General features: G+C 73.1%; 20 protein-coding genes. 12 read left to right on the top strand and 8 right to left on the bottom strand.

What is annotated here, in order from left to right:
• Positions 1-36: 36 nt before the first annotated feature.
• Positions 37-954 (top strand): shikimate dehydrogenase, encoded by a 918-nt coding sequence (locus NV263_RS20650; RefSeq protein ID WP_263248148.1) that lies wholly within the window; start codon positions 37-39, stop codon positions 952-954.
• Positions 947-2803, top strand: coding sequence for a sugar phosphate isomerase/epimerase and 4-hydroxyphenylpyruvate domain-containing protein (locus NV263_RS20645; RefSeq protein ID WP_263248146.1), 1857 nt, complete (start codon positions 947-949; stop codon positions 2801-2803). Before NV263_RS20650 ends, NV263_RS20645 begins: the two co-directional genes overlap by 8 nt.
• Before the next feature lie 100 nt (positions 2804-2903).
• Here NV263_RS20645 and NV263_RS20640 read toward each other — a convergent pair whose 3' ends face one another.
• Entirely contained in the window at positions 2904-3353 is a 450-nt protein-coding gene (locus NV263_RS20640; RefSeq protein ID WP_263248144.1) for a DUF3574 domain-containing protein, read from the bottom strand.
• Positions 3354-3559: 206 nt separating this feature from the next.
• On the opposite strand from NV263_RS20640, the gene lysX reads away from it, so the two are divergent.
• Positions 3560-6898: a bifunctional lysylphosphatidylglycerol synthetase/lysine--tRNA ligase LysX gene (gene lysX, locus NV263_RS20635; RefSeq protein WP_263248143.1), complete on the top strand. Its 3339-nt coding sequence runs from the start codon at positions 3560-3562 to the stop codon at positions 6896-6898.
• A 343-nt stretch (positions 6899-7241) separates the two neighbouring features.
• On the opposite strand, the gene NV263_RS20630 is transcribed toward lysX, so the two are convergent.
• Complete coding sequence (locus tag NV263_RS20630) at positions 7242-8387, bottom strand: alpha/beta hydrolase (RefSeq protein WP_263248142.1); 1146 nt, start codon at positions 8385-8387, stop codon at positions 7242-7244.
• A gap of 272 nt (positions 8388-8659) precedes the next feature.
• Here NV263_RS20630 and NV263_RS20625 point away from each other — a divergent pair, with 272 nt between their 5' ends.
• Positions 8660-9838: an alpha/beta hydrolase gene (locus NV263_RS20625; RefSeq protein WP_263248141.1), complete on the top strand. Its 1179-nt coding sequence runs from the start codon at positions 8660-8662 to the stop codon at positions 9836-9838.
• Here the strand turns inward: NV263_RS20625 and NV263_RS30735 are convergent.
• Together NV263_RS30735 and NV263_RS20620 are read right to left on the bottom strand one after the other, a co-directional pair.
• On the bottom strand, positions 9807-10178 hold the full coding sequence (locus tag NV263_RS30735) for a GTP-binding protein (RefSeq protein WP_380757810.1): 372 nt from the start codon (positions 10176-10178) through the stop codon (positions 9807-9809). The genes NV263_RS20625 and NV263_RS30735 overlap by 32 nt on opposite strands.
• A 45-nt stretch (positions 10179-10223) precedes the next feature.
• The gene (locus NV263_RS20620) at positions 10224-11081 is read right to left on the bottom strand and encodes an NAD(P)-dependent oxidoreductase (protein WP_263248140.1); all 858 of its coding nucleotides are present in this window, start codon (positions 11079-11081) and stop codon (positions 10224-10226) included.
• Between the two features lie 161 nt (positions 11082-11242).
• Here NV263_RS20620 and NV263_RS20615 point away from each other — a divergent pair, with 161 nt between their 5' ends.
• A complete protein-coding gene (locus NV263_RS20615) occupies positions 11243-12217 on the top strand; it encodes an aldo/keto reductase (protein WP_263248139.1) in 975 nt (324 codons plus the stop codon).
• Positions 12218-12273: 56 nt separating this feature from the next.
• On the opposite strand, the gene NV263_RS20610 is transcribed toward NV263_RS20615, so the two are convergent.
• Positions 12274-12540, bottom strand: coding sequence for a DUF3040 domain-containing protein (locus tag NV263_RS20610; RefSeq protein WP_263248137.1), 267 nt, complete (start codon positions 12538-12540; stop codon positions 12274-12276).
• 120 nt (positions 12541-12660) lie between these two features.
• Here NV263_RS20610 and NV263_RS20605 point away from each other — a divergent pair, with 120 nt between their 5' ends.
• Positions 12661-13017: an arsenate reductase family protein gene (locus tag NV263_RS20605; protein ID WP_263248135.1), complete on the top strand. Its 357-nt coding sequence runs from the start codon at positions 12661-12663 to the stop codon at positions 13015-13017.
• Position 13018: 1 nt separating this feature from the next.
• Here NV263_RS20605 and NV263_RS20600 read toward each other — a convergent pair whose 3' ends face one another.
• Complete coding sequence (locus NV263_RS20600) at positions 13019-13360, bottom strand: gamma-glutamylcyclotransferase family protein (protein ID WP_263248133.1); 342 nt, start codon at positions 13358-13360, stop codon at positions 13019-13021.
• Between the two features lie 78 nt (positions 13361-13438).
• The gene (locus NV263_RS20595; protein WP_263248131.1) at positions 13439-15946 is read right to left on the bottom strand and encodes an ATP-dependent Clp protease ATP-binding subunit; all 2508 of its coding nucleotides are present in this window, start codon (positions 15944-15946) and stop codon (positions 13439-13441) included.
• 405 nt (positions 15947-16351) lie between these two features.
• Between NV263_RS20595 and NV263_RS20590 the strand changes: the two genes are divergently transcribed.
• Positions 16352-16981 carry a class I SAM-dependent methyltransferase gene (locus NV263_RS20590; protein ID WP_263248130.1) on the top strand — a complete coding sequence of 210 codons (630 nt, stop codon included), beginning with the start codon at positions 16352-16354 and terminating at the stop codon, positions 16979-16981.
• 130 nt (positions 16982-17111) lie between these two features.
• The gene (locus NV263_RS20585; RefSeq protein WP_263248129.1) at positions 17112-17615 is read left to right on the top strand and encodes an XdhC family protein; all 504 of its coding nucleotides are present in this window, start codon (positions 17112-17114) and stop codon (positions 17613-17615) included.
• Positions 17616-17654: 39 nt separating this feature from the next.
• Here the strand turns inward: NV263_RS20585 and recQ are convergent, their stop codons facing one another.
• Positions 17655-19487, bottom strand: a complete 1833-nt coding sequence (recQ, locus tag NV263_RS20580) for a DNA helicase RecQ (protein ID WP_263248128.1) — start codon at positions 19485-19487, stop codon at positions 17655-17657.
• 120 nt (positions 19488-19607) lie between these two features.
• Between recQ and NV263_RS20575 the strand changes: the two genes are divergently transcribed.
• The 4 genes from NV263_RS20575 (at position 19608) to NV263_RS20560 (ending at position 24804) form a co-directional block, all read left to right on the top strand.
• Positions 19608-20984, top strand: coding sequence for a type I glutamate--ammonia ligase (locus NV263_RS20575; RefSeq protein ID WP_263248126.1), 1377 nt, complete (start codon positions 19608-19610; stop codon positions 20982-20984).
• Positions 20985-21462: 478 nt separating this feature from the next.
• Positions 21463-22653 carry a TetR/AcrR family transcriptional regulator gene (locus NV263_RS20570; protein ID WP_263248125.1) on the top strand — a complete coding sequence of 397 codons (1191 nt, stop codon included), beginning with the start codon at positions 21463-21465 and terminating at the stop codon, positions 22651-22653.
• Positions 22654-22901: 248 nt separating this feature from the next.
• A complete protein-coding gene (locus NV263_RS20565; protein WP_263248123.1) occupies positions 22902-24542 on the top strand; it encodes an acyl-CoA carboxylase subunit beta in 1641 nt (546 codons plus the stop codon).
• Between the two features lie 16 nt (positions 24543-24558).
• Positions 24559-24804 (top strand): acyl-CoA carboxylase subunit epsilon, encoded by a 246-nt coding sequence (locus NV263_RS20560; protein ID WP_263248122.1) that lies wholly within the window; start codon positions 24559-24561, stop codon positions 24802-24804.
• Positions 24805-24816: the final 12 nt, after the last annotated feature.

Genomic DNA, 24816 nt, shown 5'->3' with positions numbered 1-24816 from the left:
AGCGCCCCTTCCGGGCCGGGGGACCGGAACTCTAGGATGTACGAACTGGTTAGTTCGTATCCGAAGGCTGGAGATCCCGCAGTGCGCAACCAGGACAGCTTCCTCATCGGCCTGATCGGCGCGGGCATCGGCCCGTCGCTGAGCCCCCCGCTGCACGAACGGGAGGCCGACGAACTCGGGCTGCGCTACCTCTACCGCCGCTGGGATCTGGACGTGCTCGGCCGCCCCGACATCGGCGAGCTGCTCGACGCCGCGCGGCTGGCCGGCTACGACGGGCTCAACATCACCCACCCCGGCAAGCAGCGGGTGATCAAGCACCTCGACGAGCTCGCCCCGGACGCCGCCGCCCTCGGCGCCGTCAACACCGTCGTCCTCGCCGACGGGCGCGCCGTCGGGCACAACACCGACGGCTCCGGGTTCGCCCGCTCCTTCGCGCGCGGCCTGCCCGGCGCGCGGCTGGACCACGTCGTGCTGCTCGGGGCCGGTGGCGCCGGTGCCGCGGTCGCGCACGCACTGCTGTCGCTGGGCGTCGGGACGTTGCGGGTGCTCGACGTCGACGCCCGGCGCAGCGACGCCCTCGCCGGGGCGCTGCGCACCCGGTTCGGCGCCGACCGCGCCGAAGCGGGGGACGCCGACGCCGCGGCGCGGGCGCTGGCCGCCGCGGACGGGTTCGTGCACGCCACGCCGACCGGCATGGCCGCCCACCCCGGACTGCCGGTCCCGGTCGAGGCGCTGCGTCCCGAGCTGTGGGTGGCCGACGTCGTCTACCGGCCGCTGAACACCGAACTGGTCACCGCCGCGCGGGCGCGGGGTTGTCGCGTCCTCGACGGTGGGGGCATGGCGGTCTTCCAGGCCGCCGACGCGTTCGAGCTGTTCACCGGCGTCGCGCCGGACGCCGAGCGGATGCTGCGCCACTTCGCCGAACTCGTCGACAAGGGAGGTGCGCATGGCTGACGCCAGGCGCGTGATCGCCACCGTCTGCCTGTCCGGAACGCTGGAGGACAAGCTGGTCGCGGCCGCCGCGGCCGGGTTCGACGGCGTCGAGCTGTTCGAGAACGACCTGGTGCATTCGGCGTGGTCCCCGGCCCGGATCCGCCGCTGCTGCGCCGAACTCGGCCTGGACATCGACCTCTACCAGCCCTTCCGGGACTTCGAGGCGGTCCCGCCGGACGTGCTGCGCGCCAACCTGCGCCGCGCCGAGGCGAAGTTCGACGTGATGGCGCAGCTGGGCGTGGACACGATGCTGGTGTGCTCGTCGGTGTCGCCGGACGCGGTGGACGACGACGAGCTGGCCGCCGAGCAGCTGCACCTGCTGGCCGCGCGCGCGGCCGAGCGCGGCATGCGCATCGCCTACGAGGCGCTGGCCTGGGGCCGGTTCGTCAACACCTACGAGCACTCGTGGCGGATCGTGCGGCGCGCCGACCACCCGGCGCTGGGCCTGTGCCTGGACAGCTTCCACGTGCTGTCCCGGGGCGGCGATCCGTCGCTGATCCGCACCATCCCCGGCGAGAAGCTGTTCTTCCTGCAGCTGGCCGACGCGCCGAAGCTGGACATGGACATCCTCCAGTGGAGCAGGCACCACCGGTTGTTCCCCGGCCAGGGCGCGTTCGACCTGCGGGGCTTCACCGACGCCGTGCTGTCCACCGGGTACGCGGGGCCGTGGTCCCTGGAGGTGTTCAACGACGTGTTCCGGCAGGCCGACCCGCGTCCCGCCGCGGTGGACGCGATGCGGTCGTTGCTGCTGCTGGAGGAACAGCTCGGGCTGCCCGACGCCGGGTTGGCCCCGGCTCCGCGGCTGGCCGGGTACGCCTTCGCCGAACTCGCCGCCGACGAGGTCTCCGCGCCCCGGCTGGCCGCCGCGCTGGCCGCGCTCGGCTTCAGCCGGACCGGGCAGCACCGCAGCAAACCCGTGGAGCTGTGGGAACAGGGCGACGCGCGGGTGCTGCTCAACCGCTCGACGGCGGACGAGTCCGGCGCCGAGGGCGGCGCCGCGATCGGGGCGCTGGCCGTGGAGAGCGCCGACCCCGCGCGGTCGGCGCGGCGGGCCGCCGCCATGCTCGCCCCGACCCTGCCGCGCACCCGGGGCCCCGAGGAGACCGAGCTGTCCTCGGTCGCCGCACCGGACGGCACGGCGGTGTTCTTCTGCCGCACCGGAGCCGACGACACCACCAGCTGGCTGTCGGACTTCGCCGCCACCGGGAGCGAGCGCGACCCGGGAACCGGGGTGACCGGTGTCGACCACGTCGCGCTGACCCAGCCGTTCGACCAGTTCGACGAGGCGGCGCTGTTCTACCGCGCGGTCGTCGGCCTGCAGGCCCGGCCGGCGACCGAGTTCGCCGCGCCGTTCGGGATGGTCCGCACCCGCACCGCCGCCGACGAGACCGGCTCGGTGCGCCTGGCCCTGGACGGCACCCTGGTGCGCCGGGGCCAGTGGGCTCCCGCGGTCCGCCACCCGCAGCACATCGCGCTGCGCACCGACGACGCCGTGGCGACCGCGCGCGCCATGCGCGAGCGCGGCGCGCCGATCCTGCGCATCCCGGACAACTACTACGACGACCTGCAGGCCCGCTTCGACCTGCCGCCCGAGCGGGCGGCGGCGCTGCGCGAGCTCTCGATCCTCTACGACCGCGACGAGCACGGCGAGATCCTGCACCTGTGCACCGAACTGCTCGGCTCCCGCGTCTTCTTCGAGATCGTCGAACGCACCGGCGGCTACGCGGGTCGCGGTGAGGTCAACGCCCCGGTCCGAATGGCCGCGCACCGCCGCCAACGTTTGGCCAACGGCGGTTGGGGAACTGTTTGAACTCCTTTTGCGCGATGTTTCCCCAGCCGGCCCGCGGGATTCGGCGAATTGGTGGGAAAAGCGTCGAATCCCGCGCGCCGCATCCGCCGCTCGGATCGGCTCAGAAATCGACGCGGGTGCGCTCGTCGACGCGGGCCACCGACTCCTGGGCGAAACGCTGCTGGTAGGTCTTGCGGACGTGGTCTATCCGGGCGTCGTCGCGGGGCGCTTCGGACTCCGGGTGGAGCAGGGTGAGCCGGTAGGAGCGCTCCCGCTCGATGCGGCCGTGCGAGTCCCGGTACTGGCCGTAGGCGTCCTCGACGGTCAGGCCGTCCGGGAACAGCGGCGTGACCACCTCGTCGAGGAACCCGTGGAACTGCTCGTCGGTGACGGGCGCGCCGCCGTCCGGCCGCTGCGTGCCGAACAGCAGGGTGGTCTCCACGTACGGCGCGCCCGCGGCGCGGGGTTCGGACTCGGCGGGCCGCTGGTCGAGCGCGACCCAGGCGGCGGGCGCGGCCACCCCCACGAGGCCCGCGGCGAGCGCTGCGGCGGCCAGGCGCGTTCCGGTCATCGGCGTTCCTCCCGGTTCCAGGTCGTTTCCTCCGCGTCCCCATCGGTCACCGGAACGCGTGAGTTGAGTCCGAATGGTGCCCGCTGTCCGCCGACCGAATTCGCGTTTCGCCGCAAAACTGGCATTCGATTCGGGGCGTGCGCGCGGCCGGTGCCGGCGGTCGTAGATTGGTCGCGTCGTCGAACAGGAACGGCCGAGGAGGATCAGTGGTCCAGCAGGTCGCCGCACCGCCGGACGAGCGGCGCGGGAAGGCGGCCACCGGGGTTGTTCCCGGGCACCGGTGGCAGGCCAGGGTGCCGGGCGTCGCCGCAGGCATCGTCTACTTGATCGCGGCGCTGTGCGTGTTCTCGGCGGTGGGCCTGGTGTTGTTCGGACACGTGCAGCCGGTGCGGCGGATCGTCGACGACGTGGTGTTCCCGGCGCCGCCGAACCTCGCCTACGGCGCGTTCCTCGCGGTCCTGGCCGCCGCGCTCAACCGCCGGAAGGCGTTGGCGCACCGGATCCTCGTCGCGATCCTGGTGCTGCAGACGATCGCCGACGTCGTGGTCCTGGTGGCGCTGTGGCGGCACGCCCCGGCGCTGTGGTCCGACATCGACGAGATGAGCAGCCGCTACCAGCTCACCATCGCCCACGTCTGGATGTTCGTGGCGAACATCGTCCTGTCACTGCTGGCGATCGGACTGCTGGTGCGGGTGCGCGGCGAGTTCTTCGGCCGCGCCAAGCGCGGCAGCGCGCACCAGGCCGCGTCGGCGTTCGTGCTGATCGTGTCGGTGTCCGTGGCCGTCGGATGGGGCCTGGTGACGCTGTTCCCAGGCTCGCTGCGCGACCCGTGGGAGCGCCTGACGTGGACGTTGGAGCGGGTGCTCGGCGGTGCGGTCGTGTTCGACGTCACCCGCGTCGGGCACGCGCCCGGCTGGGTCAACCTGGTGCTCGGCCTGTTCGGCACCGCCGCGCTGTTCACCGCGCTGTTCCTGCTGCTGCGGGCCCAGCGGTTGGCCGCCGCCCTGCACCCGGACGAGGAGCTAGGCATCCGGCGCCTGCTCGCCGAGCACGGCGAGCAGGACTCGCTCGGCTACTTCGCCACCCGGCGGGACAAGGCCGTGCTGTTCTCCGACAGCGGCAAGGCCGCCGTGACCTACCGCGTGGTGGCCGGGGTGTGCCTGGCCAGCGGCGACCCGCTCGGCGACCCCGAGGCGTGGGCGCCGGCGATCGACAAGTGGCTGATGATGTGCCGGGAGTACACCTGGACCCCGGCGGTGATGGGGCTCAGCGAGGCGGGCGCGACCGCCTACTCGCGGGCCGGGATGAAGATCCTGCAACTGGGCGACGAGGCGATCCTGCGCACCGCCGAGTTCAGCTTGGACGGCCGGGAGATGCGCCCGGTTCGGCAGGCGGTCAACCGGGTGCAGCGCGCCGGGCACACCGCCCGCATCCGGCGGCACCGGGAGGTGCCCGCCGAGGAGATGTCCGGGATCGCGCGGCTGGCCGAGCAGTGGCGCGACACCGAGACCGAGCGCGGTTTCTCGATGGCGCTGGGGCGCCTCGGCGACCCGCAGGACGGCGAGGCCGTGCTCGTCGAGGCGCTGAACGCCGACGGCACGCCGGTCGCGCTGCTGTCGCTGGTGCCGTGGGGCCGCACCGGGCTGTCGCTGGACGTCATGCGCCGCGAGCGGGAGGCCGACAACGGCGTCGTGGAGTTCATGGTGGCCTCGCTGGTGCAGGCCGCGCCGCGGCTGGGCGTGGAGCGGGTGTCGTTGAACTTCGCGATGTTCCGCTCGGCGTTCGAGGAGGGGGCCCGCATCGGCGCGGGGCCGGTGTTGCGCGCGTGGCGCGGGTTGCTGCTGTTCTTCTCCCGCTGGTGGCAGCTGGAGTCGCTGTACCGCTCCAACGTCAAGTACCGGCCGCACTGGTGGCCCCGGTTCGTCGCCTTCGCCGAGCGCCGCGACCTGGCGCGCGTCGGCGTGGCCTCCGCGGTCGCCGAGGGCTTCCTGCCCGGCCCCGGCCGAATGTCCACATTGGACGCGACGGGGAATCCGGCACCGGCCCCGGACACCGAGCCCGCGGTGGTCGAACACGGCAAGCCGCAGCAGGAACAGGTGCGCCACGACAAGCTGTCCGCGCTCCGGGAGTCCGGTGTGGACCCCTACCCGGTGGAGGTGCCGCGCACCGAGCGGTGCGGCGCGGTGGTCGAACGCCACCGCGGCCTGCCCGCCGACACCCGCACCGGCGAGCGCACCTCGGTGGCCGGCCGCGTGGTGCTGCTGCGCGACCACGGCGGCGTGTGCTTCGCAACGCTGCGCGACTGGTCCGGCGACCTGCAGGTGATGCTGACCGCCGCGGACAGCGGTCGCGAGACGTTGCGCTGCTGGCACGACCGGGTCGACATCGGCGACCAGGTGTCGGTGACCGGCGAGATCGTCACCTCCCGGCGCGGTGAGCTGTCCGTGCTCGCCGACCAATGGGAGCTGGCGGCCAAGTGCCTGCACCCGTTGCCGGACAAGCACCGCGGCCTGGTCGACCCGGAGGCGCGCGTCCGCCGCCGCCACGTCGACCTGATCGTGCGCCCCGAGGCGCGGGAGGCGCTGCGGGCGCGCAGCGCCGCGGTGCACGCGCTGCGGGACACGCTGGTGCGCTCGGACTTCCTGGAGGTCGAGACGCCGGTGCTGCAACCGGTGCACGGCGGCGCCAACGCCCGGCCGTTCACCACCCACATCAACGCCTACGACATGCGGCTGTACCTGCGGATCGCGCCCGAGCTGTACCTGAAGCGGCTGTGCGTCGGCGGGGTGGAGAAGTTGTTCGAGATCGGCCGCACCTTCCGCAACGAGGGCGTCTCGCACAAGCACAACCCCGAGTTCACGATGCTGGAGGCGTACCAGGCCTTCGGCGACTACACGACCATGCGCGAGCTGTGCCAGCAGCTGGTGCAGGCGGCGGCCACCGCCGCGCACGGCGCTCCGCTGGCCGTCGGGGCCGACGGCGAGAAGGTCGACCTGGGCGGGGAGTGGCCCGTGGTGCCGGTCAACGAGGCGGTCTCCGAGGCCGTCGACGCCGAGGTGACCGCCGACACGTCGCTCGCCGAGCTGCGGGCGCTGTGCACCCGGGCCGGGGTTCCCTACCAGGAGAAGTGGGACCGCGGCGCGGTCCTGCTGGAGATGTACGAGCGGTTGGTGGAGGCCCGCACCACCCGGCCCACGTTCTTCACCGACTTCCCGACCGAGGTCTCCCCGCTGACCCGCCAGCACCGCGCCGACCCGCGGCTGGCCGAGCGCTGGGACCTGGTCGCCTTCGGCACCGAGCTCGGCACCGGCTACTCGGAACTGGTCGACCCGGTCGAGCAGCGCCGGCGGCTGACCGAGCAGTCGCTGCTGGCCGCCGGGGGCGACCCGGAGGCGATGGAACTGGACGAGGACTTCCTCAGCGCCCTGGAGTACGCGATGCCGCCCACCGGCGGTCTCGGCCTCGGCGTCGACCGCCTCGTCATGCTCCTGACCGGCAGGTCCATCAGGGAGACACTGGCGTTCCCGCTGGTGCGCCGGACGTGAGGTTTCGTCATCGGGGTCGTTTTGGGTGGCGGTGCCGGTGGCGGAACCTCAGCGGCCCGCCCGTCACCCGACCACCACCCCCCAACGAGGCGCTGACGCGCCGCAGTCACATCGACTGCGGAAGCCCCTCCTGATGTATGCCCAATACACGGCGTCGGGGCTGTCCTCGCGAGACGCCCGCCCGTCGCCCGACCACCGCCCCCCAAGGAGGCGCTGACGCGCCCCTGTGCTCATCGGAGAACCCGCGGCGGTGCAAGTTGCTTGCGTACTCACCGAAAGAGAAAGCGGCTGACGCCGCTTGCCACGTGGGAACCGAGCGTCGTCGATGTCGCCTCGCGGGTGGTCAGCCGAGGTGGCCGGGCGGCACGTTCGGGCGGACGCCGGTGAAGTGCTGGCCCGCGAAGGTCAGCAGGTAGGGCAGGCCGATGCGGGCGGTGCGCCAGGTGTGCCATTCGCCGGGTTCGGCGCGGACGGCGACGTGGACGCCGCGCGCGGCGAGCTGTTCGCCGAGGCGGTGGGCGAGGTCGACGTCACTGCTGGCGATGATCCCGGCGTGCAGCATCACCGACAGCGGCTGCTCGATCGGCAGCGTCGGCAGGTACTCGCGCGGCGTGTTGGCGCGCAGCAGGTCCGGATGCCCGGCCAGCAGTGACGCACCCGCCTCGCCCGGCTCGTCGTAGGGCTCGGTGGCCAGCACGACCGAGTACTGGGCCTGGTTGCGCAGCCCGAGGTTCAGCGCGCAGAACGCGCCGCCGCTCATCCCGCCGATGGCGCGGTCGCCGCGGTCGGCGAGGGTGCGGAACCGGGCGTCGACCGCGTGCGGCACGGTCGTGGTCAGGTAGGACTCCAGCTGCGGGCCGTGCGGGACGTTCAGGCACTCCCAGTCGGTCCCGGCGCCCGCGGTGGCGTCCACGGCCACCACGATCATCGGCGGCGCCGCGTGGGCGTCCGCGAGCGCCTGGAGGGTCTGCGGTGCGCCGCCCGGCCCCAGCCAGTCGTCCGGGCCGCCGCTGGGGTAGCCGTGCACCAGGTACACCACGGGGTAGCGCCTGCCCGCCTGGGCTGGGCTGTCGTAGCCGGGTGGCAGCAGCACGCGGGTGCGCCCGGTCGGCACGCCCCGCGCGGGGTCGGGGATCGACAGGTCGACGACGCGGACGCCACCGGGCCGCAACGGCACCTGCGGCGTCTCCGGGTCGCCCACGACGCCGTTGCCGCCGGTGGCCAGCAGCAGGAGCCGCCCGAAGTCGTCCAGCGACCGCACGTAACCGACGTAGCTGTTCACCCCGGCCGCGCAGGTCAGCACGCCCAGCAGCACGGGGATGGCGATCGTCGCCCGCCGCAGGCGCCGCCACCGGATCAGCGCGATCGACGCGACGGTGAGCAGCGCCAGCACGACGACGAGCACCACGGACTCCAGCGGGCTGCGTCCACCGGCCTGCTCGGTCACCGACTGCGGCAGTTGTGGCCCGGGTCCGACAATTGCGTGCACTTTTCGCCCATTCTGGTGATCAATTCTGGTCGCCGCGGCGCGGCGAGTTGTCGGCGCGATTATGGACCACCCCGGAAATCGCTCGGTGCGGAACCCGGGAACGCGTCCGAATCGGTGCATTTTCCGGTTCCGCGAACGGGGATCGGTGCTCGCGGCCCGGAATTGTGTCGGTATCGTCGACGCAGATCGTTTCCACATCGGACGAAATCGCCGGAATCGCACGATTTCGGGTTTTGGTGCTTCGAGGGGAATTCGAGGGGAGTCCGCTTACGATGCGGTGGACCGTGGTGCAGCGGCTGCTGGGCGATTTCTGCGCTGATCTCTCCCTGGTGGATTGGTGGCCGTTGCGGCTGGTGCTGCTGGCGGTCACGGTGCTGCTGGCCGCGCTGCTGGTGTGGCGGTTCCGCAGGCGCGCGGTGCGACTGGCGCTGCTGCCGCTGGTCGTGCTGCTGGTGGCGGTGAACGTGCTGATCGGCGTCAACGCGTACTTCGGCTACTACCTCACGGTCGCGCAGGCGCTCGGGCTCGACGGGGAGGACCAGGGGTCGCTGGCGATGCTCAACGCGCAGCAGACCCGCCCCGCGAACGGGATCGTGGCGACCATCGACATCCCCGGCTCCAGCTCGGGTTTCGCCGCCCGCCCGGCGGAGGTGTACCTGCCGCCCGCGTGGTTCGCGCGCCCGCGCCCGCGCCTGCCGGTGGTGCTGCTGCTGCACGGTACGCCGGGCAGCCCGACGGACTGGGTGGACGGGGGCCGGGCCGCCGATGCCGCCAACGAGTGGGCGGCCGGCCACGGCGGCGTCGCGCCGGTGATCGTGATGCCGGACGTCAACGGCGACGTGTTCGACGACACCGAATGCGTGGACAGCGCGCGCGGCAAGGCCGAGCGCTACCTCACCGTCGACGTGCCCAAGTTCGTGCACAGCCGCTTCCTGACCCGCGAACCCGGCCGGTACTGGGCGGTGGCGGGCCTGTCCGAGGGCGGGACGTGCTCGCTGGTGCTGGCGTTGCGGCACCCGGACATGTTCGCCGCGTTCGCCGACTACGGCGGACTGGTCGGACCGCGCGACGGCGACGTCAACGACCCGGGCGACACGATCGCGGCGCTGTTCGACGGCTCCCGGAAGCGGTTCGAGGCGCACGAACCGGCCGCCCTGCTGGGCCGCCACCGGTTCCCGGGGCTGCACGGCTACTTCGTCGTGGGCGAGGCCGATCCCGAACCCCTGGCGGCGACGCGCTTCCTGGAGGGCCTGACCCGCCGCGCCGGGATCGACACGCGCGTGGACGTCATCCCGGGCGGCGAGCACGTCTTCCCCGTGTGGAGCCAGGCGTTCGCCACGACCATGCCGTGGCTGGCGCAGCAGGTCGGCCTCGGCCCGCCCGCACCGCCGCCCGGCAGGGCGCCGACGCCCGCCGCCGTCAGACCGCGCAGCCGCGCAGTCCCTCGGTGAGCCGGTCGCGGTCCGGGTCGCGGCCGATGAACACGACCCCGGTGCTGCGCGGGTCGCGTCCCCGGGCGACGGCAGGGCGGATCTCGAAGCGTCGTCCGGTCCACCTGCGGCTGCGAGTCCAACGTGGACGGACCCGCGCGCGAACTCGGCGCGGACCCGCTGGAACTGCGGGCGCGCGACGCGATGCGCACCGGAACCGCGCCGCCCACCGGGCGGGCCGTCGACGGTCCGGCTGCCGGGGATCTCCCGGGTCGTCGGGCAACCCGCCGGCACGGCGGTGGCGACGCGGGCTCGGCGTCGGCGTCCCGCTGCCGCTGGTCCCGGTCCGGCCCCGCGACATCTTCCTGCCGCGGTCGGCGAACCGGTCATGTCCGATGTGGACGGATCACTCCGGGAAGGAGGCGAAGTAGGCGGCGGCCATGTCCTGCTCGCCGTGGCCCGCGTCGATGGCGCGGCGGAGGCGTTCGCGGGCCGCTTCGGCGAGGTCCAGGCGGACCTTGCCCGCCGCGGCCTCGGTGATGAGTTCGGCGTCCTTGTGCGCTGCCGCCACCGTGAAGGACGGGGTGAACCGGCCGTCCAGGATCGCGTTGCCCTTCAGGTGCGCGTACGGCGAGTCGGTCGGCGTGCCGCGCAGCGCGTCCAGGAAGTGCCGCGGGTCGACGCCCAGCGCGTCGGCCAGCGCCAACGACTCGCCGACGGCGTTGGTCAGCGCCAGAACCCAGTTGTTCATCGCGAGTTTGAGCCGCGTGCCGTCGGCGTGCGCGCTGTCCTCGCCCAGCCACAGCGTCCGCTCGCCCACCGCGTCGAACAGCGGCTGCACCCGGTCGCGCAGCGACGTCGGGCCCGAGGCCAGCACCACGAGCTGGCCCTTCTCGGCCGGGACGGTGGAGCCCAGCACCGGCGCGTCGACGACCGGGACGTCCCCGGCCGCGGCGTGCACTTCGGACATTCCGTCCAGGCCGATGGTGCCCATCTGGACCCACACCGCGTTCTCGGCCAGTTCCGGCAGGGCCGCGCGCGCGGCCTGCACCGTGGCCGCGCCGTCGAGCAGCATGGTCACCAGCACGTCGGCGCCCTGGGCGGCCTGCGCGGGGCTGTCGGCCACGGTCGCGCCGTCGGCGGCGAGCGGCCGCGCCTTCTCCGCCGTCCGGTTCCACGCCCGCAGCCCGAACCCGGCGCCGAGCAGGTTCCGCGCCATCGGCGCGCCCATCGTTCCGGTGCCCAGGAAAGCAACAGTGGTCATCGACGTGCTCCTGCCGTTCGACGTGCCGTTGGGAAGGTGATACCCGATGCCATCGACACCCATACCACGGCGGCGTCGATCTTCCCAGGGTTCGGGTGGCGCTTGTGGACGGTGGTGCACGCGACATGGCGGCCGCGGCGGCCGTGCGGTGTCATGGGGGCATGCGGTACACGGTCTTGGGCAAGACAGGTCTGGACGTCTCGCGGATCGCCTTCGGCACGTGGCAACTCGGCGGGGACTGGGGTTCGTTCGACGAGCAGGGCGCGATCGACGCGATCCGGCACGCCCGCGAACTGGGCGTGAACTTCTTCGACACCGCTCAGGCGTACGGGTTCGGTCGCTCCGAGGAGGTGCTGGGCAAGGCCCTGCGCGCGGAGCTGGACCGCGACCGCGACAGCCTGGTCATCGCGACCAAGGGCGGCATCAACCCCGGCGGCGAACGGCCGCGCGACGCCGGTCGCGAGTGGCTGCGCCGCGGCGTGGAGGAGAGCCTGCGGGCGCTCAAGCTCGACTACATCGACCTCTACCAGGTGCACTGGCCCGACCCGGACACCCCGGCCGAGGAAACCGCGACCGCGCTGCAGGAACTCGTCGACGAGGGCAAGATCCGCCACGTCGGCGTGTCCAACTACAACGCGGCGCAGCTGGCCGAGTTCGACCGCTTCCGGCCGGTGGAGGCGCTCCAGCCGCCGTACCACCTGTTCCGCCGCGGCATCGAGCAGGAGACGTTGCCCTACACGCGGGAGCACGACATCGGCGTGCTCGCCTACAGCCCGCTGGCCAGCGGGCTGCTGACCGGGCGGATGACCGCCGACACCACGTTCGAACCGGACGACTGGCGTTCGCAGGCGTCGGCGTTCCAGGGCGAACTGCTGCGGCGCAACCTCGCCGTGGTGGACCAGCTCTCCCGGTTCGGCGAGGAGCGCGGCATGTCGGTCAGCCAGCTGGCCATCGCCTGGGTGCTCGCGCAGCCCGGCGTGCACGTGGCGATCGTCGGCGCGCGCAGTGCCCGCAACATCGAGAACAGCCTGGCCGCGGCCGATTTCGACCTCTCCGCCGACGACCTGGCGCAGATCGACCGGATCACCGCCGAAGGCGTGTCCATCGAGGGCGCCAGCCCCGAGGGCGTGGCCTGACCCCGCACGCGCGAAAGGGGGCACCCGGCTCGCAGGGTGCCCCCTTTTTCGTCGTCTCACTCCGCGTGGAAGTGCCAGTTCCGGAACGCCAGCAGGACTCCGGTCAGCGCGCCGCAGAGGAAGAGACCGGCGCCGTCGCCGAGGAACAGGCACACGACCGCGAGCACGGCCGACACCGCGGACAGGGCCGCGTACAGGCCGAGACGCGCCCACACGCGCCGCAGCAGTCCGATGTCGGTCAGTCGACGTGCCAGCTTGGGGTCGTCGCCGGTGAGCTGGTGCTCGATCTCCTTGAGGCGGCGACGTTCCTCCCTGGGCAGCATGGCCACCTCCGCGAGTCGTCCGCCTAGTTGAACAAGTATTGCAACGATCGCCGGTGGTGTGAAGGGCTGTCCGCCCGCCATCACGGTACGCCCGGCGCGCGACCGTGGTGGGATGGCGACATGGAGATCTGGGTCAACCCCGCGTGTTCGAAATGCCGGTCGGCGCTGTCCCTGCTGGACGAGGCGGGCGCGTCCTACACGGTCCGTCGCTACCTCGACGATCCGCCCACCGCGGCCGAACTCGACGAAGTGCTGCGGCGCCTCGGCCTGCAACCCTGGGACGTCGCGCGGACGTCCGAACCCGTCGCCCGGGAGCTGGGGCTGGAGGGGTGGCCGCGCGAGGAGGCCGCCCGGGACCGGTGGATCGCCGCGATGGTGGAGAACCCGAAGCTCATCCAGCGCCCGATCATCACCGCCGACGACGGCACGGCGGTCGTGGGCCGCACCCCGGACGCGGTCCGCTCCGTGCTGCCGTAGCTCACCAGCCCGCGGGCAACCGCCGCATACCGGTGACCGGGCCGCGCCACACGTACACCCAGCACGGACCCCGCAGGTCGACGACGAGCCGGTCGTACTCCGGGCCCTCGTAGTCGTCGAGCAGCGGCAGCGCGCGGCCCGGATCCGCCAACCGGAACACCTCGGCGGGCACCCGCCCGGAGCCGTCCAGCTTCAGCGCGGGATACCCGGAGCCGGTGTCGTACAGCGCTCCGGCCAGGCGCACCGGCTCCGGCGGCCCGACCACCAGCGGTCGCAGCAGCTCCCAGGCCGCGCGCCCGTGCCGCAGCGTCCCGTACACCGCGATCCGGTCCGGTGTCGTCATGCTCCGATGACAGCAGGACGGCTCCGACGCGGAAGAAAGGGGGCGGGTGCGGCGAGCACCCGCCCCCGTCGCGCCGGATCAGACCGCGGCGGGCTGGTCGACGTCGAAGGAGAGTTCGCCGTCGGCCACGTCGATGCGGACCCGACCGCCCTCGGCGAGGGCACCGTCCAGCAGCAGGTCGCTGATCGGGTCGTCGACGCGGCGCTCGATCGCCCGCCGCAGCGGCCGGGCGCCGAACTCGGGCTGGTAGCCGCGTTCGGCGATCCAGTCCACCGCCGCCGAGCTGAACTCGACCCGCACGCCCAGCTCCCGCAACCGCTCCACGGTGCTCTCCAGCAGCATCCGCGTGATCGTGCGCAGCTGCTCGGCGTCCAGCCGCCGGAACACCACGATCTCGGTGATGCGGTTGAGGAACTCCGGCCGGAACGCCTCCCGCAGCTTGGGCATGACCCGCTCGTCGACCGCCGGGGCGGCGTCGTCGCTGCGGAAGCCGATCGCGCCGCCGCTGGTGGACACGACCTCCGAACCCAGATTGCTGGTCATGATCAGCACCGTGTTCGAGAAGTCGACCGTGCGGCCCCGGCCGTCGGTGAGCCGACCGTCGTCGAGCACCTGCAGCAGCGTGTTGAACACGTCGGGGTGCGCCTTCTCGATCTCGTCCAGCAGCACCACCGAGTACGGGTGCCGGCGCACCGCCTCGGTCAGCTCACCGGCCTCGTCGTGGCCGACGTAGCCCGGAGGAGCGCCGACCAGGCGGCTGGCGGTGTGCCGTTCCTGGAACTCGCTCATGTCCAGCCGGATCATCCGCTTCTCGTCGCCGAACAACGACTCCGCCAGCGCCTTGGCCAGCTCGGTCTTGCCGACGCCGGTCGGTCCCAGGAACAGGAAGCTGCCCACCGGCCGGTTCGGGTCGCCCAGGCCGCTGCGGGACCGCCGCACCGCGCGGGCCAGCGCCCGCACCGCGTCCCGCTGGCCGACGACCCGGCGGTGCAGTTCCTCCTCCAGGTTCCGCAGCCGGGACCGCTCGGCCTCGGTCAGCCGGTTCACCGGCACACCGGTCGCCCGGGAGACGATCTCGGCGATGTCGGCATCGGTGACCTCCAGCGGCCCCTCGGCCTCGCCGATCTCGGCGAGCTCCGCCTGGACGCGGGTGATCTCGTCGCGGAGCTTGGACGCCTCCTCGTACTCCTCGGCGGCGACCGCCTCGTCCTTCTCCTGCTCCAGCCGCTCGACGCGCCGCCGCAGCTCACCGGCCCGGGACCCCGGGTCCAGCGCGGACAGCCGCTTGCGGGCACCGGCCTGGTCGAGCAGGTCGATCGCCTTGTCCGGCAGGAAGCGGTCCGAGATGTACTGGTCGGACAGCCGGGCCGCGGCGCGCACCGCCTCGTCGGTGTAGCGGACCTCGTGGTGCTGTTCGTAGTTGGCCCGCAGCCCGCGCAGGATCTCCACGGTGTCGGCCACGCTCGGCTCCGGCACCTGCACCGGCTGGAAGCGGCGTTCCAGAGCGGGGTCCTTCTCGATGTGCTTGCGGTACTCGTCCAACGTGGTCGCGCCGACCACGTGCAGCTCGCCGCGGGCCAGGCGGGGCTTGAGCATGTTGCCCGCGTCGACCGCGCCCTCGGCGCCGCCCGCGCCGACGACGGTGTGCAGCTCGTCGACGAAGACGATCAGCTCGTCGCGGTGCTCGGCGATCTCGTCGATCACCTTGGTCATCCGCTCCTCGAAGTCACCGCGGTAGCGGGTGCCCGCGAGCATCCCGGACAGGTCCAGCTGCACCACGCGCTTGCCGCGCAGCACCTGCGGAACCCGGTCCTCGGCGATGCGCTGGGCCAGGCCCTCGACGATCGCCGTCTTGCCGACGCCCGCCTCACCGATGAGCACCGGGTTGTTCTTGGTGCGCCGGGATAGGACCTCCACGGTCTGCTCGATCTCGTCGGCGCGCCCGATCACCGGGTCCAGTTCGCCCGCCCGCGCCCGGGCGGTCAGGTCGGTGCCGAACTGGTCCAGGGTCGGCGTGTCGCTGTCGGCGCCCGGACGTGCCTGCTGGGCGTCGCGGGCCGCGGTGCGCAGCGCCTCCGGCGTCGCCCCGGAATTGCCGAGCAGCCTGCCCGGTTCGGAGTCCGGGTTCGCCGCCATGGCCAGCAGCACGTGTTCGGGGCCGATGTAGGTCGAGCCGGTCGCCCGGGCCACCCGGTGCGCGTCGCCCAGCACGGCCTTGGCGGCCGGGGTCAACGACACCGAGCCCTCGGCGGACTCCTTCCCGGCGGCCGGGGGCAGGCCCTCCTCGATGCGCGCGGTCAGCGCGTCCACGTCCACCCCGGCCTGCCGCAGCATGCCGCGGGTGGGTTCCTGGGCAGCGGCCGCCCGCAACAGGTGGAGGGCGTCCAGCTCGGACCGCCCGCGCTCGTGCGCGAACCGCGCGGCCTCGGCCAGCAGGGTCCGGGCGCGCTCCGTCATGAGCTCGGTGATGTCGATCCGACGGCTGCCCGGCGTGGTGTCCTCGCCGCCGAAGCCGCCGAAGAAGCGCGCGAAGTACTCGTCGAACGGTCCCGAGCCGAAGCCGGCCGGTCCGAAGAACGTCGCCATTCCTTCCCTCCTAGCGGCGGTGGTTGCTGTGTCGAACCGCCACATAGTTGAGTCACCTGTTGTCAACCAACGTTAGCGAAAGCCGGGTAATTCCGTCCACAAGATCGAGTGACGAGGCTCACGCGCTCTGCTTCGGCAGCCGGGTCTCGGTCTCGTCGTAGGCGGCGCGGCACCGCTCGACGGCGGCCTGCCCGCTCGCCGAGCCTCGTCCGGGGCGAGGTGGGTCAGCGCCGGCCAGGAGCCCGGGGCGACCCGGCGCGCGTACCCGGGCAGCGCGCCGAGCGGGTCCGCGGCGAAGTGCAGCACCGCGATCATCAGCACGCGGACCGGCCGGTCGGAGGCGTTGACTTCGACCTGGGTCGAACTACGAAGCTGTTCGCGAGGACCGCGAACAGGAGGCAGCGCATGGACAGCACGGTCAGCCGGGAGATCTTCGAATCGGCGTACGAGACCGGCACCCCGCCGTGGGTGATCGGTGAGCCGCAACCGGCCGTCGTGGAGCTGGAACGCTCCGGCGGCATCCGCGGCGCGGTGCTCCACCCGGGCTGCGGCACCGGGGAGCACACCATCCACCTCGCCCGGCTCGGCTACGACGTGCTCGGGCTCGACATCACCGCGTCCGGCGTCGAACTGGCGCGGGCCAACGCCGCCGGGCAGGGCGTCGACGCGCGGTTCGAGGTGGCCGACGCGCTCGCGCTCGACGGGCCGCCGCGGTTCGACACGGTCGTCGACAGCGCCCTGTTCCACGTGTTCGGCCGCGACGACCAGGTGCGCTACACCGCCGCCCTGCACCGGGCGTGCCGACCGGGGGCCACCGCGCACGTGCTGGCCCTGTCCGACGTCGGGCCGGCCGTCGGACCGCAGGTCAGCGAGCTGGAGATCCGCGACGCCTTCGCCGCGGGCTGGCGGCTGGAGGAGATCCGCACCTCCCGCTACCTCGGCTGCGCCCCGGAAGAGCAGGCCGCCGAGCTCGGCGTGGCGCCCGGGCAGCGCGTGGAGTGCGCCGCGTGGCTGGCCCGCGCCACCCGGCTGTGAGCGGGCGTGCATGAGTCGGGGCTCCCGCGGCCGAGGCGGCCGCTGAGCACCGGCCACCCACGACGAGTTCGAAGAACAGGCTCTGCGCGCACCGTGGTGGTGCCGGTCGGTGACCTGGCACACTCGCGGCATGAACGAGGACTCCCGCTGCGCCGTGGCGCACGGCGACGTCGCGGCGGAGACCGAGGACCGGGTGCTGGTCGCGGTCTTCGCCTCCCCGGTGGCCGGGTTCCTGCTGCGCTACGGCGCCGATGCCGGGTTCCGGCCGGTGCTGGTCGAACCCGACGGTGAGCGCCCGGCAGGGGTGGACGCCGAGGTGGTGCGGCAGTTCGGCGACCTGGACGACCGCGCGGACGTCGTGGTCACCGACCACCACCGGCCCGAGCTGGGCGTGGTGCTGCGCGACGCGCTGGCTCGGAAACCGCGCTGGATCGGTGTCCTGGGCAACCCGCGGCACCCCGGCCCGCACGTGGCGGCGCTGCGGGAACTCGGCGTCGCCGAATCCGACATCGCCCGGGTGCACCGGCCGATCGGTCTCAACATCGGCTCGCGCACCCCGCCCGAGATCGCGGTCGCGACGCTGGCCGGGCTCCTGGCCGACCGCAACGGCAAACCCGGCGGCTTCGAGTTCTGATCTCGCACGGCCCGCCGCGCGCCGTGGCGGTGGGACCGCTCATTCGGCGAGCGCGTCCAGGATCTGCGCGCCGTACTTGGTGAGCTTCTGCTCGCCGACCCCGTTGATCGCCGCGAGTTCGTCCATCGTGGACGGTCGGGTCACGGCGATCTGGCGGAGCGTGGCGTCGTGGAAGATGATGAACGGCGCCTTGTTCTCCTCCCGCGCCGTCGCGCTGCGCCAGGCGCGCAGGCGTTGGAAGACCGGCTCGGCCTCCGGCGGCAGCGTCGTCGGCGGCTGCTGCTTGCGGGTCTTCGCCGCCGGGGCCTGCTTGCCCTCGGTGCGCAACCGGACCGTGCGCGGCTCCTCCCGGCGCAGCACCGCACTGCTGGACTCGGTGAGCACCAGGGTGCCGTAGTCGCCCTCCACCTCCAGCAGTCCCTGGGCCAGCAGCTGGCGGACCACCCCGCGCCACTCGGCCTCGGACATGTCCCCGCCCACGCCGAACACGCTGAGCTGGTCGTGGCGGAACTGCTCGACCTTGGGCGTGCGGCGACCGCGCAGGATGTCGATGATCTGCCCGGCGCCGAACTTCTGGTTGCGCTCCCGGTCCAGCCGCACCACCGCCGACAGCAGCTTCTGCGCGGCAACCGTGCCGTCCCACGACTCCGGCGGTGCCAGGCAGGTGTCGCAGTTGCCGCACGGCCGGGACTCCTGGCCGAAGTGCGCGAGCAGCCGCACCCGGCGGCACTCGACGGTCTCGCACAGCGCCAGCATCGCGTCCAGGTGCGCGGTCTGCGTGCGGCGGTGCGCGGCGTCGCCGTCGCCGGAGTCGATCAGCTTGCGCTGCTGCACCACGTCCTGCAGGCCGTAGGCCATCCAGGCGGTGGCGGGCAGGCCGTCGCGCCCGGCGCGGCCGGTCTCCTGGTAGTAGCCCTCCACCGACTTGGGCAGATCGAGGTGCGCGACGAACCGCACGTCCGGTTTGTCGATGCCCATGCCGAAGGCGATCGTCGCGACCACCACCAGGCCGTCCTCGCGCAGGAACCGGGCCTGGTGGGCGGCGCGGGTCGCCGCGTCCAGGCCCGCGTGGTAGGGCACCGCGTCGACGCCGTTCGCGACCAGGAACTCGGCGGTGCGCTCCACGTCGGCGCGGGTCAGCCGGTAGACGATGCCCGCGTCGCCGGCGTGCTCGTCGCGCACCAGCCGCAACAGCTGCTTGCGCGGGTCGGCCTTGCCGACGATGCGGTACTGGATGTTGGGCCGGTCGAAGTCGGAGACGAAGTGCCGGGCTCCGGTCAGTTCCAGGCGGTCGGCGATCTCCCGGCGGGTCGCCGGGGTGGCGGTGGCGGTCAGCGCGATCCGCGGCACGGCGGGGAACCGCTCGTGCAGCACCGACAGCTCCAGGTAGTCGGGCCGGAAGTCGTGGCCCCACTGGGCCACGCAGTGCGCCTCGTCGATGGCGAACAGCGCCACCTCGCCCTGGTCGAGCAGCCGCAGCGTCGACTCCAGGCGCAACCGCTCGGGTGCCAGGTAGAGCATGTCCAGCTCGCCGGACCGGAACGCCTCCTCGGTCCGCTGCCGCTCCTGCGGCAGCTGGGTGGAGTTGAGGAACCCGGCCCGCACGCCGAGTTCGTTGAGCGCGTCCACCTGGTCCTGCATCAGCGCGATCAGTGGGGAGACGACGATGCCCGTGCCGGGCCGCACCAGCGCCGGGATCTGGTAGCACAGCGACTTGCCCCCGCCGGTGGGCATGAGCACGAGCGCGTCGCCGCCCGCGACGACGTGCTCGACGATGTCCTGCTGGGGGCCGCGGAACGAGTCGTAGCCGAACACGCGGCGCAGGACGTGCAGGGGATCGGTGGTCAGGTCGGGGGACGTCACGCGCCGCATCCTACGCAGCGGTCGCGATCCCGCCGGGGCGGTCCGCGCCGCGGTGCGCGTGTCGGGACGGCGTTCCCCGGCAGGCGGAAAAACCACCGCGAGATCCGCCGGCAGGACTACGGTGTCGACATGACCGGTGATCGCATTCCCGCCGCGGAACCGCCCGAACTGCCCGATGTCGTCGCGCGGCTGCGCACCGAGGGCGTCGAGCTGGTGGAGATGTCCTTTGTGGACAACGCGGGGACGGTGCGGGTGAAGGCGGTGCCGCTGGAGAGGCTGGCCGCGGTGGTGCGCTACGGCGTCGGTGCCTCGCCGTGCTTCGAGACGTTCTGCTTCGACGACGTGATGGTGCGCGGACGACACCTCGGCGGCCCGGACGGCGACCTGCGGCTGGTGCCGGACCTGTCCCGGCTCGTGCCGCTGGCGGCCCAGCCGGGCTGGGCGTGGGCCCCCGCCGACAAGTTCGTCCAAGAGGGCACGCGGTTCGTGGCCTGCCAGCGCGCCTTCGCGGCGCGCCAGGTCGACGCCGCGGCTCGGCAGGGGCTGCGGGTGCAGGCGGCGTTCGAGCACGAGTGGATCCTGTGCGCCGACGCCGACGACGTGGTGCCCGCCTTCACCGGTCCCGCCTACGGCCAGGCCCGGCTGGAGGCGGTGGCCGACCACGGCCGGGACCTCGTCGCGGCGCTGCACGCCCAGGGGCTCGCCGTGCAGCAGTTCCACCCCGAGTACGCCTCGGGCCAGGTCGAACTCTCCGTCGCGCCCCGGGACCCGGTGGGCGCCGCCGACGACGCGGTGCTGGTCCGGCACACGGCGCGCCGCGCGGCCCGCGAGCACGGCTGGCGCGCCAGCTTCGCCCCGAGCCTGGACCCCGACGGCGCCGGTTCGGGGGCGCACCTGCACGTGTCCGTGCACGGCCCCGACGGCAACCTGTTCGCCGACGGTCCCGGGCGCCACGGGCTCCACCTGGCCGGGGAGGCGTTCCTGGCCGGGGTGCTGCGCGAGCTGCCCGCACTGCAGGCGGTCGGCGCGGGCAACCCGGCGAGCTTCCTGCGGCTGCAACCGTCCCGGTGGGCGGGCGTGTGGCAGGTGTGGGGCCGCGAGACCCGCGAGGCGGCGCTGCGGCTGATCACCGGCACCACCGGCACCGGCCAGTGGGCCGCCAACGCCGAGATCAAGTGCTTCGACGCCACCGCCAACCCGTACCTGCTGGTCGGCGCGGTGCTCGCCGCCGGGCTCGCGGGCGTGCGGGAGGAACTGCGGCTGCCCGGGGAGATCACCGGCGACCCCGCCCTGCTCCCGGAGTCCGACCGCGACCGCGCCGGGATCCGGCGCCTGCCGACCGGACCGGCGGAGGCGGCCGGGCAGTTCGCGGAGTCCGCGGTGCTGGCCGAGGCCATGGGGCCGGAACTGCACGACGCGGTGCTGACCGTCCGCCGCGCCGAAGCCGAACGCTTCGCCGGCGCCACCCCGGAGGAGCTCGTCGCGCTGACCCGGTGGCGCTACTGACCCGGGACGGGTGAGAGCCTGTCTTTGAACTCGTTGTGCGTGGCGGTGCCGGGAGCGGAACCTCAGCGGCCCGCCCGTCACCCGACCACCACCCCCCACGGAGGCGCTGCGCGCCGCAGTCACATCGGCTCCGGGAGCCCCTCCTGATGTATGCCCAATACACGGCGTCGGGGCTGTCCTCGCGAGACGCCCGCCCGTCGCCCGACCACCGCCCCCCAAGGAGGCGCTGACGCGCCCCTGTGCTCATCGGAGAACCCGCGGCGGTGCAAGTGGCGAGACCGCTCACCGAAAGAGAAAGCGGCTACCGCCGCTTACCACGCCCCGCCGGAACCAAGTTCAAAGACAGGCGCTGAGCCCGCGGTGCCGCGGGGTCCACTGTGGACGAAGCGGTGGGGTGGCCGTCCGGGAGCTGCTGCCGTGGTGGAGGTGCCGGGGGTCAGTATGCTCGGGGCCGCCGCGGGAGCAGCGACGGGAGGCGATGATGGCTGAGGTGGCCGGTGCGGCAGGTCCGCCCGCCCGCAATACGCGCCCCCGCAACAGGCGCGCGCTCATCACCGCGGCCGCGGCCGACCTGTTCTACCGGTTCGGCTACGCGCGGGTCGGCATGAGCGACATCGCCGAGGCGGTCGGGGTCGGCACCTCGGCGCTGTACCGGCACTTCGCGGGCAAGCAGCAACTGCTGACCCGGCTGGTGCTGACCGAGATGCAGCCGTTCGCCGAGATCAGCGCGCGGGTCCCGGAACGCGGGCTGGACGCGGTGGTCGCCGAGCTCGCCGCCGCCGCGCTCGACCACCGGCAACTGGGCGTGCTGTGGCAGCGGGAGGCGCGGCACCTGCCCGAGGAGCAGCGCGACGTGCTGCGCGAGGAGCTGCGGGTGGTCGCCGGCGGGCTCGCCGAGGTCGCCCGGGCGTTCCGCCCGGAGCTCAGCGCCGAAGACGCCCGGTTCCGCGGCTGGTGCCTGTTCAGCGTGCTCACCAGCCCCTCCTACCACCAGGTGGAGCTGCCCCGCCGGGAGTTCGAGCAGCTGCTGCGGGCGATGGTGGTCGTGCTCGGCGAGCAGCCGCCGCAGCGGTTCGCCGAACGCCGCGAGGAGTCCTCGGCGCTGTTCGCCGGGCGCGCGTCGCGCCGCAGGCTGCTGTTGCAGGCGGCGACGCGGCTGTTCGCCGACTGCGGGTACACCAAGGTCACCACCGAAGACGTCGGCGCGGCGGCCGGGATCGCCGGGCCCAGCCTGTACAACTACTTCGCCAGCAAGCAGGAGCTGCTCGGCACCGTGATCACGCGCGGCTCGGCGTGGCTGGAGGTGGAGCTGGAACGCACGCTGGCCAACGTCCCCGCCGCCGACGAGGCGCTGCGCGAACTGCTGCGCTCCTACACCACGTTCGCCTTCGACCACGGCCGGTTCATCGACATCCTGGTCAGCGAGGTCGGGCACCTCCCGGACGCGGAACGGCACCGGGCGCGCCAGACCCAGCACGCCTACGTCGCCGAGTGGGTGGGGCTGCTGTGCGAGGCCAGGCCGGAACTGGACCCGGTGCGCTCCCGGATCCTGGTGCAGGCGGCGTTGACCGTGGCCAACGACATGGCCCGCACCGGCGCGGTCCGCGACGTGGCCGCGCCGGTGCGCGCGGGCACCGCGCTGATGCTCGCCACGGACGTTCAGGACTAGCTATCCGTCATTCACTTAGGTGGCGAATGCCCAGGAAACCAGGTTGTTCGACATCTGCGCGGGCTACGCCGGGATCACTTGGAAGTTGACTTCGCGGCGCTCGGGTGGCTAACGTGCGCCGCGACGAGGTCTGCCCGGGGATCGCCGCGTCCGGCGCTCGCCAGTGGGGGCGCCGGACCGCGAGCGACCGCCCGTGCCGAGGTCGTGGCGGACCACAGCCGAGCAGGTGACGAGGACAGGTTGGTTGCATGAGCAGCGCGACGGAGCCGGTCGGACAGCCGCCGGTGGACGTGCCGGACATCCACACGACCGCGGGCAGGCTGGCGGATCTGTACCGGCGCAGCGACGAGGCGGTGCACGCCGGGTCGGCGCGCGCGGTGGACAAGCAGCACGCCAAGGGCAAGAAGACCGCGCGCGAGCGGATCGACATGCTGCTCGACCCGGGCTCGTTCGTCGAACTCGACGAGCACGCGCGGCACCGGACCACGAACTTCGGCATGGACGCCAACCGGCCCTACGGTGACGGCGTGGTCACCGGCTACGGCACCGTCGACGGCCGCAAGGTGTGCGTGTTCTCGCAGGACTTCACCGTCTTCGGCGGCTCGCTGGGCGAGGTCTTCGGCGAGAAGATCGTCAAGGTCATGGACCTGGCGCTCAAGACCGGCTGCCCGCTGATCGGCATCAACGACTCCGGCGGCGCCCGCATCCAGGAGGGCGTGGCCGCCCTGGGGCTCTACGCCGAGATCTTCAAGCGCAACACCCACGCCTCGGGCGTCATCCCGCAGATCTCGCTGATCATGGGGCCGTGCGCGGGCGGCGCGGTGTACTCGCCGGCGATCACCGACTTCACCGTGATGGTCGACCAGACCTCGCACATGTTCATCACCGGTCCCGACGTCATCAAGACCGTCACCGGCGAGGACGTCACCTTCGAGGAGCTGGGCGGGGCCCGCGCGCACAACTCGCGGTCCGGCAACGCGCACTACATGGCCGCCGACGAGGAGGACGCGATCTCCTACGTCAAGGAGCTGCTGTCCTTCCTGCCCAGCAACAACCTCTCCGAGGCGCCGGTGTTCGACGGTGCCGACACCGGGGCCGGGTCGATCGCCGAGGCCATCACCGACGAGGACCGGGAGCTGGACACCCTCGTCCCGGACTCGCCGAACCAGCCCTACGACATGCACGAGGTCATCTCCCGCGTCGTCGACGACGGGGAGTTCCTGGAGGTCGGCGCGCTGTTCGCGCCGAACATCGTGGTCGGCTTCGGCCGGGTGGCGGGCCACCCGGTGGGCGTGGTCGCCAACCAGCCGACCCAGCTGGCGGGCACCCTCGACATCGACGCCAGCGAGAAGGCCGCCCGGTTCGTGCGCACCTGCGACGCGTTCAACGTCCCGGTGCTGACCTTCGTGGACGTGCCCGGCTTCCTGCCCGGCACCGACCAGGAGTGGAACGGGATCATCCGGCGCGGCGCCAAGCTGCTGTACGCCTACGCCGAGGCGACCGTGCCGCTGGTCACCGTGATCACCCGCAAGGCGTACGGCGGGGCCTACGACGTCATGGGGTCCAAGCACCTGGGCGCGGACATCAACCTGGCCTGGCCGACCGCCCAGATCGCGGTCATGGGCGCGCAGGGCGCGGTGAACATCCTCTACCGGCGGCAGCTGGCCGAGGCCGCCGAGGCGGGCGAGGACGTCGAGGAGGTGCGGGCCCGGCTCCAGCAGGAGTACGAGGACACCCTGTGCAACCCCTACGTCGCCGCCGAACGCGGCTACGTCGACTCGGTGATCCCGCCGTCCTACACCCGCGGCTACGTCGCCCGGTCCCTGCGGATGCTCCGCGACAAGCGCGCGAGCCTGCCCGCCAAGAAGCACGGCAACATCCCGCTGTGACGCCACGGAGGTGCTCATGAGCCACGACACCGAGCCGGGGCGGCCGGTGCTGCGCGTGGTCCGGGGCAACCCGGACGACGCCGAGGTCGCCGCGCTCGTCGCGGCGCTGACCGGACTCGCCGCGGCGAGCACCCCCGCCGCCGAGCCGGAGCGGCCGATGTCGCTGTGGGGCGACCCGGCCGCGGCCCTGCGCCACCCCGCGGGGCGCCGCCCGCTGCGTCCCGGACCGCACGCATGGCGCGCCTCGGCCCTGCCGGGCTGATGCTGCGCCGCC

The sequence above is a fragment of the Saccharopolyspora rosea genome (assembly GCF_025643595.1).
Classification (GTDB): Bacteria; Actinomycetota; Actinomycetes; order Mycobacteriales; family Pseudonocardiaceae; genus Saccharopolyspora; species Saccharopolyspora rosea.
The sequence above is the reverse complement of the archived record's forward strand: the minus strand, read 5'-3'. Positions and strand labels throughout refer to the sequence as shown.

Bases quoted from the DNA above. Each gene is read 5' to 3' on its own strand.
- NV263_RS20610 (WP_263248137.1), bottom strand. From the start codon at position 12,540: ATGCTGCCCAGGGAGGAACGTCGCCGCCTCAAGGAGATCGAGCACCAG.
- NV263_RS20650 (WP_263248148.1), top strand. From the start codon at position 37: ATGTACGAACTGGTTAGTTCGTATCCGAAGGCTGGAGATCCCGCAGTG.
- NV263_RS30735 (WP_380757810.1), bottom strand. From the start codon at position 10,178: ATGTCGCGGGGCCGGACCGGGACCAGCGGCAGCGGGACGCCGACGCCG.
- NV263_RS20590 (WP_263248130.1), top strand. From the start codon at position 16,352: ATGGACAGCACGGTCAGCCGGGAGATCTTCGAATCGGCGTACGAGACC.
- NV263_RS20570 (WP_263248125.1), top strand. From the start codon at position 21,463: ATGATGGCTGAGGTGGCCGGTGCGGCAGGTCCGCCCGCCCGCAATACG.
- NV263_RS20600 (WP_263248133.1), bottom strand. From the start codon at position 13,360: ATGACGACACCGGACCGGATCGCGGTGTACGGGACGCTGCGGCACGGG.
- NV263_RS20585 (WP_263248129.1), top strand. From the start codon at position 17,112: ATGAACGAGGACTCCCGCTGCGCCGTGGCGCACGGCGACGTCGCGGCG.
- NV263_RS20595 (WP_263248131.1), bottom strand. From the start codon at position 15,946: ATGGCGACGTTCTTCGGACCGGCCGGCTTCGGCTCGGGACCGTTCGAC.
- NV263_RS20565 (WP_263248123.1), top strand. From the start codon at position 22,902: ATGAGCAGCGCGACGGAGCCGGTCGGACAGCCGCCGGTGGACGTGCCG.
- NV263_RS20575 (WP_263248126.1), top strand. From the start codon at position 19,608: ATGACCGGTGATCGCATTCCCGCCGCGGAACCGCCCGAACTGCCCGAT.
- recQ (WP_263248128.1), bottom strand. From the start codon at position 19,487: ATGCGGCGCGTGACGTCCCCCGACCTGACCACCGATCCCCTGCACGTC.
- NV263_RS20640 (WP_263248144.1), bottom strand. From the start codon at position 3,353: ATGACCGGAACGCGCCTGGCCGCCGCAGCGCTCGCCGCGGGCCTCGTG.
- NV263_RS20620 (WP_263248140.1), bottom strand. From the start codon at position 11,081: ATGACCACTGTTGCTTTCCTGGGCACCGGAACGATGGGCGCGCCGATG.
- NV263_RS20605 (WP_263248135.1), top strand. From the start codon at position 12,661: ATGGAGATCTGGGTCAACCCCGCGTGTTCGAAATGCCGGTCGGCGCTG.
- NV263_RS20645 (WP_263248146.1), top strand. From the start codon at position 947: ATGGCTGACGCCAGGCGCGTGATCGCCACCGTCTGCCTGTCCGGAACG.
- NV263_RS20560 (WP_263248122.1), top strand. From the start codon at position 24,559: ATGAGCCACGACACCGAGCCGGGGCGGCCGGTGCTGCGCGTGGTCCGG.
- NV263_RS20615 (WP_263248139.1), top strand. From the start codon at position 11,243: ATGCGGTACACGGTCTTGGGCAAGACAGGTCTGGACGTCTCGCGGATC.
- NV263_RS20625 (WP_263248141.1), top strand. From the start codon at position 8,660: ATGCGGTGGACCGTGGTGCAGCGGCTGCTGGGCGATTTCTGCGCTGAT.